16 protein-coding genes are annotated in these 18,768 nt (G+C 54.9%); 7 read left to right on the top strand and 9 right to left on the bottom strand.

Annotation, left to right across the window (positions count from 1 at the left end):
• Positions 1–15: 15 nt before the first annotated feature.
• From FHI25_RS18140 to FHI25_RS18115, 6 genes are all read right to left on the bottom strand, one after another.
• On the bottom strand, positions 16–1,440 hold the full coding sequence (locus FHI25_RS18140; RefSeq protein WP_210520208.1) for an aldehyde dehydrogenase family protein: 1,425 nt from the start codon (positions 1,438–1,440) through the stop codon (positions 16–18).
• Positions 1,441–1,525: 85 nt separating this feature from the next.
• Entirely contained in the window at positions 1,526–2,257 is a 732-nt protein-coding gene (locus FHI25_RS18135; RefSeq protein ID WP_210520206.1) for an MBL fold metallo-hydrolase, read from the bottom strand.
• Positions 2,254–3,366 (bottom strand): ABC transporter ATP-binding protein, encoded by a 1,113-nt coding sequence (locus FHI25_RS20820; RefSeq protein ID WP_210520204.1) that lies wholly within the window; start codon positions 3,364–3,366, stop codon positions 2,254–2,256. The genes FHI25_RS18135 and FHI25_RS20820 overlap by 4 nt, the downstream gene beginning before the upstream one ends.
• Positions 3,363–4,154: an ABC transporter permease gene (locus tag FHI25_RS18125; protein WP_062955517.1), complete on the bottom strand. Its 792-nt coding sequence runs from the start codon at positions 4,152–4,154 to the stop codon at positions 3,363–3,365. Before FHI25_RS18125 ends, FHI25_RS20820 begins: the two co-directional genes overlap by 4 nt.
• A gap of 1 nt (position 4,155) precedes the next feature.
• Positions 4,156–5,019 (bottom strand): ABC transporter permease, encoded by an 864-nt coding sequence (locus FHI25_RS18120; protein WP_210520202.1) that lies wholly within the window; start codon positions 5,017–5,019, stop codon positions 4,156–4,158.
• 161 nt (positions 5,020–5,180) lie between these two features.
• A complete protein-coding gene (locus FHI25_RS18115; protein WP_210520200.1) occupies positions 5,181–6,269 on the bottom strand; it encodes an extracellular solute-binding protein in 1,089 nt (362 codons plus the stop codon).
• 142 nt (positions 6,270–6,411) lie between these two features.
• Here FHI25_RS18115 and FHI25_RS18110 point away from each other — a divergent pair, with 142 nt between their 5' ends.
• From FHI25_RS18110 to FHI25_RS18100, 3 genes are all read left to right on the top strand, one after another.
• Positions 6,412–7,035, top strand: a complete 624-nt coding sequence (locus tag FHI25_RS18110; RefSeq protein WP_210520198.1) for a TetR/AcrR family transcriptional regulator — start codon at positions 6,412–6,414, stop codon at positions 7,033–7,035.
• Between the two features lie 208 nt (positions 7,036–7,243).
• Positions 7,244–8,239, top strand: coding sequence for an AraC family transcriptional regulator (locus FHI25_RS18105; RefSeq protein ID WP_210520196.1), 996 nt, complete (start codon positions 7,244–7,246; stop codon positions 8,237–8,239).
• Between the two features lie 82 nt (positions 8,240–8,321).
• Positions 8,322–9,170, top strand: a complete 849-nt coding sequence (locus FHI25_RS18100; RefSeq protein WP_008890344.1) for a MoxR family ATPase — start codon at positions 8,322–8,324, stop codon at positions 9,168–9,170.
• A gap of 7 nt (positions 9,171–9,177) precedes the next feature.
• Here FHI25_RS18100 and FHI25_RS18095 read toward each other — a convergent pair whose 3' ends face one another.
• Entirely contained in the window at positions 9,178–9,702 is a 525-nt protein-coding gene (locus FHI25_RS18095; RefSeq protein WP_210520194.1) for an isoprenylcysteine carboxylmethyltransferase family protein, read from the bottom strand.
• Between the two features lie 176 nt (positions 9,703–9,878).
• On the opposite strand from FHI25_RS18095, the gene FHI25_RS18090 reads away from it, so the two are divergent.
• From FHI25_RS18090 to FHI25_RS18075, 4 genes are all read left to right on the top strand, one after another.
• Positions 9,879–11,066, top strand: coding sequence for a VWA domain-containing protein (locus tag FHI25_RS18090; protein WP_210520192.1), 1,188 nt, complete (start codon positions 9,879–9,881; stop codon positions 11,064–11,066).
• Between the two features lie 125 nt (positions 11,067–11,191).
• The gene (glpQ, locus tag FHI25_RS18085) at positions 11,192–12,262 is read left to right on the top strand and encodes a glycerophosphodiester phosphodiesterase (RefSeq protein ID WP_210520190.1); all 1,071 of its coding nucleotides are present in this window, start codon (positions 11,192–11,194) and stop codon (positions 12,260–12,262) included.
• Positions 12,263–12,382: 120 nt separating this feature from the next.
• Positions 12,383–12,985, top strand: coding sequence for an NAD(P)H:quinone oxidoreductase (wrbA, locus tag FHI25_RS18080; protein ID WP_210520188.1), 603 nt, complete (start codon positions 12,383–12,385; stop codon positions 12,983–12,985).
• A 176-nt stretch (positions 12,986–13,161) separates the two neighbouring features.
• A complete protein-coding gene (locus FHI25_RS18075) occupies positions 13,162–14,025 on the top strand; it encodes a pirin family protein (RefSeq protein WP_210520186.1) in 864 nt (287 codons plus the stop codon).
• Between the two features lie 113 nt (positions 14,026–14,138).
• On the opposite strand, the gene FHI25_RS18070 is transcribed toward FHI25_RS18075, so the two are convergent.
• Entirely contained in the window at positions 14,139–16,754 is a 2,616-nt protein-coding gene (locus FHI25_RS18070) for a tectonin domain-containing protein (protein WP_210520184.1), read from the bottom strand.
• 23 nt (positions 16,755–16,777) lie between these two features.
• Complete coding sequence (locus FHI25_RS18065; RefSeq protein ID WP_210520182.1) at positions 16,778–18,694, bottom strand: hypothetical protein; 1,917 nt, start codon at positions 18,692–18,694, stop codon at positions 16,778–16,780.
• Between the last annotated feature and the right edge of the window lie 74 nt (positions 18,695–18,768).

Genomic DNA, 18,768 nt, shown 5'->3' with positions numbered 1-18,768 from the left:
CATGATATGCTCGGCTTAAAGCTTATGGATCATCTTGATTTCCATGAAGTCTTCAAGGCCAAACAAGCCACCTTCGCGGCCATTGCCCGATTGTTTGTAGCCGCCAAACGGACTGCCCGCCATCGGCGACGAGCCATTGAGCAACACCATGCCAGCACGCAGTTTGCGGGCAACGCGGTCTGCTTTTTTGGCATCCGGGGTCTGGATATAGGCAGCCAAACCGTATGGCGTGTCATTGGCGATCTCGATGGCTTCTTCTTCGGTGTCAAACGGGATCATCGAGACCACCGGGCCAAAGATTTCCTCGCGTGCGATGCGCATATTGTTGTTCACATCGGCAAAGATGGTCGGTTTGACAAAGTAGCCCTCGTTGGTGTCATCAGGCTTGCCTGCGCCGCCAACAAGAAGGGTGGCACCTTCGTCAATACCAGCCTGAATAAGCGTTTGGACCCGGTCAAACTGGATGTGGCTGACCAGCGGGCCGATATGGCTGCCTTCCTTGGTCGGATCGCCGACGGATGCCTGTTCGCCAACGCGTTTGGCAACCTTGACTGCGTCGTCATAGATTGAGCGTTGCACCAGCATACGGGTCGGTGCATCGCAGGTCTGGCCGGAGTTGTTGAAAACGGCATTCACACTCCAGGCAATGCGGTCTTCGATATCAACATCGTCAAACACGATGTTGGGTGACTTGCCACCGAGTTCCAAGGTCACGCGTTTGATGTTTTCCGACGCATCCTTGGTGATTGCCTTGCCCGCACGGGTCGATCCGGTAAAGGACATCATGGTGATATCGGGATGACGCGAAAGGGTCGCACCGGCGACCGGACCCGCCCCCTGCACCATGTTAAAGGCCCCGGCCGGGAAGCCCGCCTCGTGGATCATTTCGGCATAAAGCATAGCATTAAGCGGGGTGAATTCGGATGGCTTCAACACACAGGTGCAGCCGGTCGCAAGGGCCGGGATGACCTTGAGCACGATCTGGTTGATCGGCCAGTTCCACGGGGTGATCAGGCCACAAACCCCGATGGGTTCGCGCAACAAAAGCTCGCCATTATAAAGGGTTTCCTCGGTCTTGAGCTTTTTCAGCGCAACAATGAAATCTTCGAGATGTGCCGTGCCGGCTGCGGCCTGCTGTTCGTGCGACATGGTGGTCGGCGCGCCGAGTTCCATGGTGATGGTATCGGCAACTTCACCATAGCGGCGCTTATAGATCGCAAGCAGGTTTTCAAGCCAGCCAAGACGCTGTTCGGCGGTCGTCTGGCTGTAACTTTCAAAGGCGCGCTTGGCCGCGGCGACGGCAAGGTCGACGTCTTCTTCGCTGGCCAGGGTGATTTGGGTGATGACTTCTTCGGTGGCCGGATTGATCACGTCCATCTTTTCCGAGGAAATCGGATCAACCCATTTGCCGTTGATGTAAAATTTGCCTGCGTTATCCATAGGAAGCCTTCCTGATCAAGTGTGTGGTTCGGGCCAGCGCATTATCCCTCGCACTGGTGACGCCGTTGGCGCCGGTGGCGCGGTTTCAGGTTCGTTCCCTCAGCCAGTTCTTTATGATTTCCCGGTGGCGTTCGGCCCCGTAACTGGCGAAATGTCCGCCATGCACGACCCGGACCGGCAAATCATAAAGCCGTTCCATCGATCGGACATAGTCAGCTGCATTTGCATGATAAGTGTCTTCGATCAAAGGTCCATCATAAACAATGTCGCCTGAAAAAAGGATGCCGGTGGCCTTTTCCCAAAGCGCAATACCGCCCGGCGAATGGCCCGGTGTGTGGATGACCTCGAAATGGCGGTCGCCCAGATCAATCACATCGCCGTCCTCGACAATGCGGGTTGCCGGTGCGGCCTTGACGGCGTAAGTGGTCGAGGCATAGGGAAGCGGCGGGAGTTTCGTAAAAATCTCGTCGGTCACATAGGGATCGGCAAGCGTGTTTTTACGCGTGGGCGCGGCCAGAAGATCGGCTTCACACCGATGACACACCCGGTTTTCAAATTCGTGGTGGCAGCCGACATGATCAAAATGGGTGTGGCTGGCAACCGCCTGAACGCCGCGTTCGGTGACAAGCGGTACCCATTCTGTAAGCGATACAACGCCCATGCCACTATCGACCAGCATGTCGCCATCACGCCCGCGCACATGCCAGATGTTGCAACGGTAAAATTCCTCGATAAACGGTTCGCCGATATAGGTCACGTCATCGCCGACGGTTTTCAGGCTATACCAGTCTTCGGGTTTGGCGCGGTTGATCGTCATAGGGAAGCACTTTCTGGTGTGGGGCGGGGCGGATGACCATGCAAGACCACCACCGAGGTCGGATCAAGGGTCAGTTCGACCCATGCCCCCGGTTCGATGATGGCCGATTGCGGCATGTGGGCGGTGATCGTCATGTTGGGGTAATCAAGCGGGCTTAGATGGGCGCGATGATGGGTGCCAAAGAACGATCCATCTTCGACCTTGGCTTTGCCGAGCGTGATGCGCGGGCCAGTTCCGGTGCTGGCACGGAAATGTTCCGGGCGGATGGCAAGGGTCACGGGCGCATCGGGCGTAAAGCCGGCATGGTCAAACGCCGGAAGCTCAACAGTGCCGAGCGGCGTCTTGATGGTGAGCGCGTTTTCGCGCGTACTTTCGAGCGTGCCGGGGATGAAATTGACCTCGCCCATGAAGCTTGCCGAGAACAGTGTTTTGGGCTGCATGTATATGCTTTCCGGGCTTCCGACATCTTCGATCCTGCCAGCATTCATCACCACGATCCGATCGGCAATCGCCATGGCCTCTTCCTGATCGTGGGTGACGTGGACAAAGGTGGTGCCAACGCGTTTTTGGATGGCTTTAAGCTCGTCCTGCATCTGACGACGGAGTTTGAGGTCAAGCGCACCCAACGGTTCATCAAGCAACAGAACATCCGGTTCAACTGCAAGCGCACGGGCAAGGGCGACGCGTTGACGCTGCCCGCCCGAAAGTTCGTGCGGTTTCTTGTTGGCCGATGTTTTTAGCCCGACCATATCAAGCAGTTCTTCGGCCTTGGCGTGACGTTCGGCCTTGCCGACGTTGCGCATCTTAAGGCCAAAGGCGACGTTGTCGCGCAGGCTCATATGCGGGAAAAGGGCATAGTCCTGAAACATCGTGGTGGTCGGGCGTTTGGCGGGCGCAACATCACCCATATCCTTGCCATTGATTTCAATCGTGCCACTGGTGGGCGACAGGAAACCGCCCAGAAGCGACAGCAGGGTGGTTTTGCCACAGCCCGACGGGCCAAGAAGAACGATGAACTCGCCGGCCGCGATTTCAAGGCTGACATCGTCCAGGGCAGTAAAGTCGCCAAAGATCTTGGTGGCGTTTCGGATGGATACAGGGGCGGTCATTTCTTTGCCGTCCTTCTAAAGACAATCAATTCAAGAATAAGCAGCAGCGCAACCGAGACTAGGAAGACAACACTTCCGACCGCGTTGGTTTTCGGGTTCAGGCCCGAACGCAACATGCTCCAGATTTCAACCGGCAGGGTGACGTCAAAGCGCGATAGCAAAAATGCGATGATGAATTCATCCCAGCTAAACGTCACCGACAGGAAAAAGGCCGCCAGGATCGATGGCATCAACATCGGGGCGGAGACCTGCGTCATCACCTGCCATTCGGCGGCACCCAGATCGCGGGCGGCCCGTTCGATATTTTTCTGATGGTCCCCCATGGAGGCATAAATAATCGCAAAGCACAGCGGCAGATTGATCACCACATGCCCGATCCCGACCGTCCAGAGCGACAGCGAAACACCCAGCCAGTTAAAGGTCGTGAGCAAACCCAACGCAATGATCAGGTAACTGACCGTCATCGGTGCAATCAGAAGGCCGCGTTGCAAGCGTGATGCCGGCAGGACAAATCGCGCCAACCCGTAAGCCGCACAGAAACCAAGCACACAGGCAACCGTGGCCGAGCCGATGGCAACCATCAGGGAGTTGGTCAGGGCCGACATCAGGCGACTGTCAGAAAACACCTCGCCATACCATTTAAGGGTCGCGCCGTTAAAGGGTGGAACCGGCAGACGGCCATCCTGAAATGAAAACAGCACAAGCACGGCCACGGGCAAAAAGATGAAGCCATAAAGTGCTGCCAGATAAGACCAGGACAGGAGCTTGGAAAAGCGTGAAGAGATCATTTTACGTTCTCTCCATCTTAAGCCAGCGGGCACAGGCAATGTAGGCCAGTGTCACCACCACCATCAGAATGATCGAAAGGGTGGAAGCCATCGGAAAATCAGCCCGGCGCCCGAGTTGGAGCATGATGACTTGCGGCAGGGCGAGCTCGTTGTTGCCGCCCAGGATCTGTGGTGTGATGTAATCGCCAATACACAGCACAAAGGTCAGGAACGCACCGACCATAATGCCCGGCAATGTGAGCGGTAACACCACATGCCAGAACACCTGAAACCCGTTTGCGCCAAGATCGGCCGCAGCGCGTCGACAGTTCGGTGGCATCTGCACCAGATTGGCATAGATCGTGAGCGTCAAGAGCATGACAAAGAAATGCACAAACCCGATGACGGTAGCACTTCGCGTGCTGGCCAGTTCGAGCGGTTCGGAAATTACCCCCAAATAGACCAGAGTGTTATTGATCACCCCGTTTTGTGCCAATACCAGCAGCCAGGAATAGGACCGCACCACATAGCTTGTCCAGAATGGCAGGATCGCCATGATCAGCGCCATGCGTTGCCATTTTTGCGGCACGCGTTCGGTAATGATCCAGGCCAGAGGATAGGCAAGGATCACGGAAATGATCGTGACCGTGAAGGTGATTTCAAGCGAGACAAAAAGTCCCTTAAGCAAATGGGCCTTTTCAAAGAATTCGATGTAATTGTCGAAATTCCAGGCCATGACGATTTCGCGCCCCTTGCGGGTCGCCAAGCTGATCGCGGCCATGACGATAAAGGGAATAACGAAAAACGCGACGGTCCACAGCAGGGCCGGGGTCACAAAGCCCCATGCGCGGCGATTTTCGCGTGTTTCAAGGCTGGCAGTGGCCATAACGGTATCCTTTTCGCAAACCAGCCCGCTTGGATGGGTGGGATGGTTGCTTGTAACTCGCTTGGGATGGTGGGCGCCGTTCGGGTCAGCTTACCGCAAGTTTGGCACCGATGCCCCGCAAAAAGCGGGACATCGGCCGGTGGCAGTAGACAAGGGATTGCTTACTGCTGGAGCATCTCGACCCAGGCATCCTGCATCTCGGCATCGAGATCGGCATCCGGGATCGGGTAAAGCTGCGAGTTTTTGAGGTAGCCGTCCTGATCGTCCCAGCGAAGGGCCGCTTTCTGGGCATCGGTCAGGTTCTCGCCAGCCTTGGCGTTGGCTGGCATACCCCAATAACAAGACGAGGTCGCAAGGCGCGCCTGGCCTTCGGGGCTCATGATGTATTGAACGAATTTAAGCGCAAGATCAGGCTTTTCAGAATCCTTCATCACCCCGATTGACTGGGCCCAGCGCAGGCCACCCTGTTTGGGGATGATCCAGTCAAGGTTCGGTTTTTCTTCGGAAAGAACCGCCGTGATCCATTCACCACCGCCAACAAGGATATCGACTTCACCTGTGGCCAGAGCCGTTTGCGATGAGACAACCTCACCTACCTGTTTGGAGACCTTTTTCATCGCAAACAGCTTTTCCTTGATGGCGGGCATGTCGTCCGCGCCAAGATCAGCCGTATCAATGCCAAGACCCAGGCCAATAAGGCCTATCACCGGTAGGTAATAATCATAAACCGCGATGCGGCCAGCATATTTGTCCGACCAGATCACCGACATGTCTTCCATGTCCTTGGGATCCACCTTGGTCTTGTCGAACGAAATGGTGTTGTAGCCGAACTTCTCGGTGACGGCATAGGTTTTGCCATCCACCACATTGTTTTCGGCCATCACGACTTCGGGGAAGATATCGGATGTCGGCAGGGCATCGGCCGGGATTTCGGCCAGAACGCCCATTTCGACCGCGCGATGGACATCCACCCCATCAATCACAAACACATCCCAGTCACCCGGACGGGATTGTTCAATGATCGAAAGACCGGCACCCGTACCTTCGTACTCCTTGAGATTGACTTTGACGTCGTATTTTTCCTCGAACGGCTCAATCAAGGCCGGATCGGTATGATCGCACCAGACAAGCGCATTCAATTCTTCGGTCGCTTGTGCGCTGTGCGACATGGCAACCGCGCCCAGAATAAAGGTCGCAGTGGTGCTCAGAAACTTGTTGCGGGTCTTCCCCGTGGAAACGTGACGAGACATAGGCTCTCCCTGATTTCATATTTGAGGCCTCCCTTGAATTGGCTTCTTCGGTGCTCGTTTCGGCACCGTTGAAAAAATATTGAACGCGTTCATTTTTTGAGTCAATGTAATTTTTGAACCTGTTCAGTTTTCCGGAGTGATGATGTCAGGACTGCGCGCCCAAAAGAAAGCCGATAAAAACCGCCGTATTCTGGAGGCGGCGACAACCCTGTTTCGCAAGGTCGGTTATGACAGTGCGCGCATCGAAGACATCGCCGAAATGGCCGGCGTGTCTGTCGGGACGTTCTATAACTACTTCAAAAACAAGGGCGATATGCTGATGGCCACCGTCTCGATGGAAGTCGAGGAAGTGCTGGCAGCGGGGGACGCCATCATTGCGCGCGAACATGGAGATTTCGCAACGGCCTTGTCCGAACTGATCGGGAAATATTTCGACCACTCCCTGACATATCTGTCCAAGGAAATGTGGCGCACGGCGATGTCGCTGTCGATTGCACAGCCCGAAACGCCGTTTTCCAAGCGCTATACCGCCCTTGATCATCGTTTGTCCAAACAGGTCTGCGATCTGGTTCGCGCCTTGCAGGATCGCGGTATCGTCCGTAAGGATGTCGATTGCGATGCCACAGGCGAGCTTATCTTTAACAACGTGAACATGATGTTCATCGAGTTCGTCAAGGACGAAGAGATGGATGTCGACGGCCTGAAGGCCAGCGTGGCAAGACAGAATGCCCCGCTGGCATTGCTGATGTCTTGTGATGCTGCCTGAAGCTTACAAGTCTGGCTCAGAAAACAACGTCCAGATCACCCGATCATTCGTCAAACAAGGCGCTTGGACACCCATGCGAAGTTCGACTTGAGGTGCGCACTGTCACAGACAACCCGTTGATTCCATGATATCAGAGACAAAATGCTGTTGATTGCGTCGGCGGATGATCGCATCGACAGTCAGGCAAAAATAGTGGAACGGGCAGAGTATGCAGGAGACCGGTCAGGGCGCGGATGACGCGTTTGACATGTTTTCGGATCGGGACAGCGCAGGCGGTATCGGCGAGCTCAGGCTTGCCGATGGTGACCTGTTTGAATTGCCCGGTGTGACCGGGCGTCTGGAACGGATCGATTTCGGCAACGGCATCTGTTTGCACCGCGCGGAATTAAATGTCCGCGACGATTCCAGATTTGATGTTCAAAACGCTTTGCCGCCGGGCTGGCTCGCAGGATCTGTCAATATTCTCGGCGCCCTTGATTTTGATTGCCCAGATGGCAGCAAACACACCATGTCGCCCGAGATCGGTTTGATGATGCGCGTCGACCGGCCCGGGACGCGCTATTTTCTGCCCGGTGGACAAGTGATCCGCCATGCGGGCGTTACCATTGAACTTGATGCGCTGCGTGCCAAGTTTGGGGATGATCTGCCAGCAGCACTTGATCCCTATCTGTCCGATGATCAAAGCGTGACTGAAGTCAGGGCGCTTGGGCTTAACAACAAGATGAGAAGCATCGTCAGTGCGATGTTCTCCGCCCAAGCGACCGGCGTTGGACGCAAGTTCAAGCTGGAAGGTTTATCAACCCTGTTTCTGGCCGAGATGATTGATGCCTATTGTCTGCTGCATCACGATGGCGAAAAGACGCCGGAACCAAGCGTTCTTGAAAAGACGGTGATCGAAGATACGATGGCCAAAATCACTCGCGATCTGGCGGCCGCGGTCTCGGTTGCGCAGTTGGCAGATGCGGGTGGCATGACGGAAAGCCGCCTTAACGGCCTGTTCAAGTACGAGACGGGCAAAAGCTGTGCGGACTTTATCCGCTCCAGGCGGATGGAGCGCGCCCGGGAATTGCTGGCATCGCGTGATTTCACCGTCAAACAGATCGCAGCAGCGGTTGGCTTTAACCATGTCAGCAACTTTTCACGGTCCTATCGCGACTGGTATGGCGAAAGTCCTGCGCAGGCGCTCAAGCGCAACAGCGCATAGACTGTGCGGTGTTTGGGCCCTTGCTCAAATCAGTTGGACGCCCTAGGTTAACGCAAACGTCAACTTGTGTTGCAGGGCAAAAATGAAGTTTCAGGGTACGGAAAATTACGTCGCGACCGAAGACTTGATGGTGGCGGTCAATGCCGCGATCACGTTGCAGCGACCGCTTCTGGTCAAAGGCGAACCGGGCACCGGCAAGACGGTGCTGGCCGAGGAAATTGCCAAGTCGCTTGGCAAGAAGCTGATTACCTGGTCAATCAAATCCACAACGCGCGCCCAGCAGGGCCTTTATGAATATGACGCGGTATCGCGCCTGCGCGACAGTCAGCTGGGCGACGAGCGCGTCCATGACATCGGCAATTACATCGTCAAGGGCAAGCTGTGGGAGGCGTTTGAAGCCGACGGCGAAGCGCCCGTCCTTCTGATTGACGAGATCGACAAGGCCGATATCGAGTTCCCCAATGACCTGCTTCAGGAACTCGATCGCATGGAGTTCTTTGTATACGAGACCCAGCAGATGGTCAAAGCGACCAACCGCCCGATTGTGATCATCACCTCAAACAATGAAAAGGAACTGCCAGACGCGTTCCTGCGGCGTTGTTTCTTCCATTACATCCGCTTCCCGGATGCGGACACCATGGCCGAAATCATCGAGGTGCATTACCCCGGCATCCAGAAACGTCTGGTGGCTGAGGCACTCAATCTTTTCTATGACATGCGCGACGTCTCGGGGCTCAAGAAAAAGCCATCAACCTCTGAACTTCTGGATTGGTTGAAGCTTTTGATGGCCGAAGACCTGCCGCCCGAGGCCCTGCGTGCCAAGGATGCCAAAACCGCCGTGCCCCCGATGCATGGGGCGCTGCTTAAGAACGAGCAGGACGTGCATCTGTTTGAGCGTCTGGCCTTCATGGCACGGCGCGAAGGGCGCTAGTGGCGGATTAGTAAGTGGGGAAGGTTGCCTTCATGGCGGTTTCCTCAGCCCGGATACGCCGCCACAGGATGGCGGCATAGATCGGCAGACCGACGATCAGCGTGCCCCACGCCTGAAGGGCAAGGCCAAAGCCCAGCATTTCAGGGGCGATGTTCAGGAAGTAATTGGGATGTTTGCAGATTTTGTAAAGGATGCTGGTGCGGATCTCGTGATGCGGGGCGATATACAGCTTGATCGTCCACAGATCGCGCAAGGTTGCGATCACGCCAAACAGCATGACAATCGAAAATGCCCACAGGCCGATCCCGACATAGGTCACGGTATCAATGGGAGCCGCGCGATAGAAGCCTTCGGCAAAGCAGGCAAGGTAAAAGCCGATATGGGCAATGGTCAGAAGCTTGGTCGTTGCGGTGTCATGTTCGGTCGCACCGGCTGCCCGCAGGCGGGCTTCGTTGCGTTTGGAAATACCCAGTGTGACAAAGCGGGTAATGATGGCAACGATTACAAAGCCATAAAGAAAATCAGTTATCAAAAATCTGCTCGCATGTTTTTTGTTGTTGCACCAGGGCAAGGCCGCCCGGTAATTGCGCGCGGAAAGTGCCCGAACGATGCGCATTTGTCCACTATTCGGTTGTATGGAAATCAATCAGATGCCGTAAAGGTTTTATCCGCAGCGGCGGATCACACAGTTGGATTGGGGCGGGTCTGATGTTCACCGGCTTTTTCTATAAGCTGAAAGATGCGCGCGTGCCGGTCAGTTTGCGCGAATACCTGACATTGCTTGAGGCGGTGGAAAAGGGACTGGCGGGCTATTCGGTCGAGGATTTCTATTATCTGGCGCGGTCTGCGCTGGTGAAGGATGAACGCCACCTTGATAAGTTCGACCGCGTGTTTTCCGAACATTTCAAGGGCGTGATCGACCTGACTGACGGCATGGACGAAGTCGAGAAGACTGAAATCCCTGAAGAGTGGCTGAAAAAGCTAGCCGAGAAATTCCTGACCGAGGAAGAAAAGGCCGAGATCGAGGCGCTTGGCGGTTGGGAAAAACTGATGGAGACGCTTAAACAGCGTCTGGAGGAACAAAAGGGCCGCCATCAGGGCGGTAACAAATGGATCGGGACGGCCGGGACATCGCCGTTTGGCGCTTATGGCTATAACCCAGAAGGGGTCCGGATCGGGCAGGATAAATCCCGCCATCGTCGCGCGGTCAAGGTTTGGGACAAGCGCGAATTCAAGAACCTGGATGACAGTGTCGAAATTGGCACGCGCAACATCAAGGTGGCCTTGCGGCGTTTGCGCAAATGGGCGCGGACCGGGGCGGCAGACGAGCTTGATCTGCCGGGCACCATCACATCAACCGCACGCCAAGGCTGGCTTGACGTCCAGATGCGCCCGGAACGCCACAACGCGGTCAAGGTCTTGATGCTGTTTGACGTTGGTGGGTCAATGGATGATCACATCAAGGTCTGTGAAGAACTGTTTTCAGCCGTCAAAACCGAGTTCAAGCATCTTGAATATTATTACTTCCACAATTGCCCCTATGAAGGGCTTTGGAAAGATAATGCGCGGCGCTGGAACGAACAGGTTTCGACCTGGGATGTGATCAATACCTATGGCGCCGATTACAAGCTGGTGATTGTCGGCGATGCCACCATGAGCCCCTATGAAATCACTTATCCTGGCGGCGCGGTGGAATACTGGAATGCCGAGGCCGGAGCCGTTTGGATGCAGCGATTGCTGGATCATTTTGAACATGCCGCATGGATCAATCCGCAACCGGAAAACTGGTGGCGGCACCATCAATCCATCCAGATCATGCACAAGCTGATGGAAGGACGGATGTTTCCGCTGACCCTTGACGGGCTTGATCGCATGACCGGGGAACTTAACCGCTAGGCCCGCGTTCTTTGCTGTAACAGTTTCATGAAGATTGCACCCAAGACGCGGTGACGCGTTTTTGTGCTGCCAATCCGCGCCTATAGTCCTTGATCATAAAAGGACACTGGATAAGGAAACCCGGGATGCTGATACGCAAAATGATCAAGTCGACAATACTGGCGATTGGCGGACTTGTGGCCGTCTCGTTAATGCCTGTTACAGGCGCGATCAATTCGGCTGATGCGCAGGCACTTGATCAGGAAATGGTGGTGATTGCCCATCGCGGGGCGTCGGGGTATTTGCCTGAACATACTCTGCCGGCCAAGGCGTTGGCCTATGGCATGGGGGCGGATTTCATCGAACAGGATGTTGTTCTGTCCAAGGACGGCGTTCCGGTCGTACTCCACGATATCCGTATTGATACCACCACCGACGTTGCGGAAAAATTCCCGGATCGTAAACGTGAAGACGGGCGGTACTACGCGATTGATTTCACCCTTGCCGAACTCAAGACACTTAATGTGACCGAACGGTTCAAGGCCGATACCGGCAAACAGGTCTATGCAGATCGCTTTCCGGCTGAGTTTGCCATCTTCAAGATACCGACCCTTGAAGAAGAAATTAAACTGATCCGCGGACTGAACCACTCCAGCGGGCGCAATGTTGGCATCTATCCGGAAATCAAGGACCCGGCGTTTCATCGTGCGGAAGGCCAGGACATCGCCAAAACCGTGATCGCGGTGATGGAGAAGTGGGGATATAATAACCCGGACTCAAATGCCTTTGTGCAGTGCTTTGACTGGTCTGAAACCAAGCGTATCCGTCAAGAGCTTAACTATCAGGGCAAGCTGGTGCAGCTTATCGGTGAAAACCGCTGGGGCGCGCCAGAGGGAACCGATTACGATTATCTGAAATCTGACGACGGCATCACCGACATGGCCAGTGTCGTTGACGGTATCGGGCCATGGTTGCCGCAAGTTATTGAAGGCCTCAGCGAAAACGGCACGGCGATCATGACGTCAACCCTGATTGCCGCCCAGCGCGCGCAATTGAAGGTTCATCCCTATACCCTGCGGGCCGATCAGTTGCCGAAATGGGCGGGGGATATGCAGATCGCGCTTAAGGCCATTTTTGATGATGCCGGAATTGATGGCATTTTCACCGATTTCCCTGATCAGGTCGTGCAGTATCTGGCCCGGAATCCCGATGCTTAATCCCGATGCCTGATCGGGTTCGCATCCGATAACGAACAGACTGTTTCCAAGCTGGCCGTTATCAGGGGTGTATTCTTAAGTCACTATGCAAGCCGACGAAATTCAACCAAGGAGGATGACGTGGCGAAAGTACTGGTACTTTATTATTCGATGTATGGTCATATCGAAACCATGGCCAACGCCGTTGCCGAGGGCGCACGCGGTGTTTCCGGGACGCATGTTGATGTCAAACGTGTTCCTGAAACCATGCCCGAAGACGTCGCGAAGGGCGCAGGTGCCAAGCTTGATCAGGCTGCCCCGGTTGCCGAGGTTTCCGATCTTCCGGAATATGACGCGATCATCTTTGGTGTGCCGACCCGCTTTGGCAACATGCCAGGCCAGATGCGTACCTTCCTTGACCAGACCGGTGGTCTTTGGGCCGAAGGCAAATTGATCGGCAAGGTCGGTTCTGTCTTTACCTCGACCGGCACCCAGCATGGTGGTCATGAAACCACCATCACCTCGACCCATACCACCTTGCTTCATCAGGGCATGGTGATTGTCGGTGTGCCTTATAGCTGTGCTGGCCTGACCAATATGGACGAGATCACTGGCGGTTCACCTTATGGTGCCGGCACGCTTGCGGGTGCCGATGGTTCACGTACACCCTCCCAGAACGAACTTGATATCGCCAAATTCCAGGGCAAGCACGTGGCAGAACTTGCCGCCAAACTTGCAGTCTGATTTTCAAGTCGTCTGATCTGATCAAGGCAGTGCAGGGTTCCTGCGCTGCCTTTTTTGTTGCGATTTGATAAACAATCAGGTGCCTGATTGGGCCTTGTTTGGCGACAGTTTTGTGCGACCATGCGGGGTATGAAATGGTGTCTGGCAGGAATGCCGACAGGCAGAGGAGTTTTGAAATGTCTGAGTCTGTGAAAAACGCACGCGGTGTTGAACGTGTCTTGCGCGCGATGGATACGTCTGATGGTGCGGGCGTGTCGCTGCGACGGTCCATTGGGACGCCACAGCTTGATATGCTTGACCCGTTCCTGATGCTTGATTCACTTTCGACCGATAACCCGGACGAATATATCGCAGGCTTCCCGGAACATCCCCATCGCGGCTTTGAAACTGTGACCTATATGGTCGAAGGGGCGATGCGCCATCAGGACAGCATGGGCAACGAGGGCATTTTGCGTTCGGGCGGTGGACAGTGGATGACCGCTGGTAGCGGGATTGTGCATTCCGAAACGCCAGAACAGGAAAACGGTCTTTTGCAGGGTTTCCAGCTTTGGATCAATCTGCCGGCCAAGGACAAGATGATCGACCCGCGCTACCAGAATATGGAGCCCGATGAACTGCCGGAAATTTCCCCGGTGGATGGGGCGCAGCTGCGCTTGCTGGCAGGGTCGATGCATGGGGCAACCGGCCCGATCAACGGGATTTCGACCGACCCGGTCTTTGTTGATGCCAAACTTGATGCCGGTGCGGAAATCACTGTCCCGCTGCCCGAAGGTCATACCGCAGTGGTGTATGTCTTTATCGGCGATGCGGTTGTTGGCGGCAAAGATGTCCCGACCCATCATCTGGCGATCTTGAAAGACGGTGATGGTGTGACCCTTAAAGGCGGTGCCGATGGTGGCCGCATGCTGGTAATTGCCGCACGTCCGATCCACGAAGAGGTCGTGCGCTATGGCCCGTTTGTCATGAGCAGCAAGCAGGAACTGATGCAGGCGTTTGACGATTACCAGCGTGGCAATTTTGTCCGCAAGGCTGCTTCCTGACGCCAGAGACCTGACAAAATACGATCTGGACGATCTGGCAAAACGCCCTGAGCCAAATGAATGGTCAGGGCGTTTTTCATTTCACTTCGTGATGAATGCGCAGCGAATGAAACCTAATCCTTGGCGCGTTTAACGTCAGTGCCGGAACTGGTATTCGTGATCCAGGGACGGCCATCTGACAGCACATCCACCCTGTTGGCAGTTACGTTGTTAACCTTGTCAAACGAACCGTTTGTTGCATTCCATTTTTTCAAGACGTACGCATTGTTTTCGTACAGGGTGACATAGACACTGCCATCCGTCCCGGCACCTATATCTTCGACAGTTACACTTTGACCCAAAGGGCGTTTTTCAAACCGTGTCCCCGTGTATTGCTGGACAATGTTATTGTCGTCCGCGATCCACAAATCACCTGCACGTCCAATAGCCACCTTGCGTACGTCATCATTGCTGAATTTGGCAAAGGCATTGGTTCCGGATTTAAGGTGATAAAGCTTGCCGCTGATGACGACATAAACCGTGCCATCCGGACCAATCGATATATTTTGGATGTTGCCCGACGTTACAGAATAGGTCCGCTGGATCGTGCCCGTTGATGACAGCTTATAGATCGAGTTCGAACTGTTTCCGTTTGTCCAGATGCTGCCATCAGTCGCAACATCAAACTTCTCGACATCCTGGTTAAAGGACAGAGAGACTTGTTCGAGCTTCTTGGTCTTGGTGTTGAACTTCTGGAACTGGTTTGCTCCCTGATTTAAGGGGGTTCCATACAGGTAGAAACCATCATCTTGTCCGACGGCAATTTCATCAATTGTATTGAGGTCCGCGGTGAATGTTTCAAAAGTTATGTTTTTTGAAAAAGTAAACGCGCTTGGGGATGTAACATCCACAACAGCCGCGGTATCGCCACTGCCGGTGGTATCCCCGACGGTTGAGGCCGCAACAAGACGATCATTCTGTTCGTCACGCTCAAAGAACTTTGATGCAAGCACAACAGTGTCAGTTGTAACAACCCAGGGAAAGCCATTGGGGCCGACCGCAACACTTTCCGGGCTATGACCCGGCGTTTGAACGACTTCAAAGGTTTTGCCATCCGCAGTCAAACGCATCAGGAATTGATTGGCGGAAACGACATAGAGGCTGCCATCCGGACCGATCGAGATGCTTTTGGCCTTTTGCGATAAAACCTCGCACGGTGATTGTTCGCATCGCTGGACAAGGTTGTCAGAACGAATTGTCCAAGGCGTTCCATCCGGGTCGACTGCAACCAAGATGCCCTGACCGGGAATGCGATCAAACCGTGTCATGGCGTCATTAAGTTTGGATAGATTGCCGCTGGCATCGGCAATGACAACCGATCCGTCCCCGCCAATCGCAATGTCTGAACCGGTTGCTCCGGGGATTTGCTTCCACAATTTTCCGGTATGACGGAATACCCGGCCCAAGGTGGAAATGCCCCAAGGGTCGCCATTTGCATCAACGGCCAAACGCACCAGTGTTCCCGGAAAATCTTCAAACCGTTTGCGGCTGTTGGACCAGCGGAAAACACTTCCGGCCGCGTTCAAAGCAAACACACTTCCATCCCGACCGATTGCCAAAGCCGTGGCATTCTCGCGGGTGTTGGTAAAGGTAATGTCTTCGGTCGTCGTTACCGTCGTCGGATCAAGACCAGGATCGTCCCCGGTTGACGGGGCCACGGTTCGGCTGGTGCCTTGCGCAGTTGCACCTGCAGTCGGTGTAACAGGTGACGCGGTTGCGCCAGTTGCTACCGCGACTGGCGCCGTTGACGGTGCTGCTTCTGCTGCGGGTGGTGCAACAGCTGCTGCTGGGGGCAGGGGCGGGGCTGTAACATCCGGGGCAATTGCCGCAGGCGCACTATCAACAGGGGCAACGGCATCGGGCGCGCGAATTTCCGGTGCCCGGCCTTCTTCAGTTTTGATTTTTTCCGGTGCAACCAGCAATGTCGTTGCCATGATGGCACCACCGGCGACAACCGCCCACGGCCCGCCATCGGGTGTGGCGGCGGTGGCTGTCGCACCACTGATACCGGCGACAATACGCCAACTGCGTTGTGTTGCATTCCAGGTCCTGATCTGACCTTCGGCATCAACAATTACAACCCTATCGTTACCGGCAATGGCAATGTCGAGGGCACGACCGGGCATACTGGTCCAGGTCTTTCCGTCATAGGACCGAATGCCGCCATCGCGGGCCACCGCCCATGGATTTCCCGTACTGTCGAGTGCAATGCGATACGCACTGCCGTCGATCGGCCGCCATTCGCTGCGCAACGGATACCATTTTTTGATTTCGCCACTGACTTTGGCAATAAAGACATTGCCAAGCGTATCGGCGGCAACATCGGCAACGTCGGTGTCCTTGTTTTCCCACCACAGCCCGTTATAGCGATAGACCACGCCGTCGGCGCTGATTGCCCACGGGCGATTTCCCTCGGCTGCGGAAATGCGCACAAAATTGCCCGACATTTTGCGCCAACGCTGTTCTATCGCGTCCCAGCGCCACGGCGTACCATCCGGGGCAACGGCATAGGCCTGCCCGTCACCGTTGATCGAGATGTCAACAGCCGTGCCGGGCAAACGGGTCCAGTTTGATGATGGGGCGCTGTCTTGCGCGTGTGCGCCGGGGACCGGATGAACTGTCGTAAAGGCAAAACAGTACAAAACCAGACAGAACCGCATGATGAGCGGTGTCATTGGACGACTTCGCATCGCAGTCTCCGAATACAAAAAAGCTATAGACCAAGCAACCGGTCACGCACCATCGCGATATGCTGCTGGCCGTTCTCGTCGTTCTGCCAAGACTGAATTTTCACATCTCCATTCCTGAACTCTTCGAAGAATTCGCGCCCCTGAAGCTTTTCAATGACTTCGCTAAAGGTTGCGCGCGGCGTAAACCAATCCTTGTGACGGTTTTCCAAGCGTTCAATGTCCCGTTCAAGATCCGACATTTCTTCGATCATGGTGTCACGGTCTTCCTGAGCCCGACGGGCATAAAGCGGACGGCGTGGCGTCATCAGGATCAATACAGATCGTTCAAACTGGCGTTCAATGCGCTGTGAGAACAACAAATTGACAATCGGTATATCCATCAGGCCCGGTACACCATCGGCTGATTTGGATGTTTCGCGCTCACTGAGGCCACCCAAAACAAGCGTCTCGCCAAACTTCATGGTGACGGTCGAATTGACATTGGTTTTGGTGGTGTCGAGGCGGAATTCAAACACAACCGAATTGGACGGGTCGGTCAGGAAGGTACGTTCTGCAACCACGTGCAAACGGATCATGTCGTCTGGCAGTATTTCCGGCGTGACAGCCAGTTTGACGCCAACCTCTTTTTGCACCGAAACGCTGTCGCCGTTGCCGCCGGAAACGGCAGCAGCCAGAATTTCAGTCCCCGAGAAGAATTCCGACGTTTGCCCGGTCTGGGCCACCAAACTTGGTTTGGCCAGAACCTGATTGTCGGCATCGGCAGAGTTGGCAATATTGAGCGAGTACGTCACCGCAGGAATACTGATGGCCCGGGTAATTGTTTGCGTACTTTGTTCCAGCCCGGTGTTCAGATAATCCTTGGTCCGTGTGGACTCATAGCCAAATCCGGACGTTCCGCTGAGCGGGTCGCCAAACTGCAACTGCAACCCGTTCAACAGGTTGATGCCACGCGAATTACGGACATCTTCCTGTGTGCCGATCAGCACCACATCCACGACCACCATGCCGGTATCTGCAAAGCCCTGTTGTGCAGGGCTTGCCGCACCATACGGGGCCTGCTGCTGAGCGGCATAGGGATCTGGGGCTGCGGCTGCGCCGTAAGGATTGCTGGAACCGTAAGGATCTTGGGAACCGTATGGATTTGCCGAGCCATAAGGATCACTGCTGCCATAGGGATCATTTCCATACTGCGCCAGCATGACCTTGGCGTCACTGTCATAAAACGACTGCCACCCTTGAACGCGACGTTCGAGATATTCGATGTTTTCCGGTCCCAGAACCGCCTTGCGATAGGCTGCCAAAAATGCCGATGCGCCTGTTCGGTCATCCATTGCCGCCAAAGACAATGCCGCAGCTTTGAGCACTTCGGGCTGTTGTTTGGCCTCGGGTGCGACATCCATCAAACGTTTTAATGCGGCTTCCGCCGTTAGGGGATCACGCGCGTAGTATGACGCCGAAGCCAGACTATACAGTACTGCCGGGTCATCACCGCGATGAAGGGCGACCGCGGCAAAATAGGCCTGTGCAAGGCCATAGCGCCGTTGGTCCATATACAAAAGGCCCAACTGGTAACTGGCCGACAGGTTGCCCGGATCGAATTTAAGCGCCTGTTTGTAGCCTTGCTCTGCCAGATCAAACTTGCTGGCGTCACCCTGCACCCCCATCAGGTGGTAGGTCAAGCCATTGAGAAACTGCAAATCCGGATTGGTAACATCAAGCTTCAAGGCCAGATTGATCAAGCGGGATGCTTCATCCATTTCTTGGGCTTCGAGGGCCAGATTACTTGCGTGCACCAGTTCCGAAACAGCATCCGCTTCGACCCCGGAATTAACAACAAACTGATTGCCTAGCTTTGTCTGTGCGTTGTTTAAACCCACCGTCTGGCACCCGGCCAGAGTCACCAAGGCACAAACCGCAACCGTGCTGCGAAGAGACGTCATAAACAATCGCATCAAATACCTATTCCTGATGTTTCTTGTGCACGCTAGGTGCATAAATTCGGCGTGCGGGCGGG

The organism is Thalassospira sp. ER-Se-21-Dark (assembly GCF_017922435.1).
GTDB lineage: Bacteria > Pseudomonadota > Alphaproteobacteria > Rhodospirillales > Thalassospiraceae > Thalassospira.
This window is presented reverse-complemented; position numbering and strand designations above follow the sequence as displayed.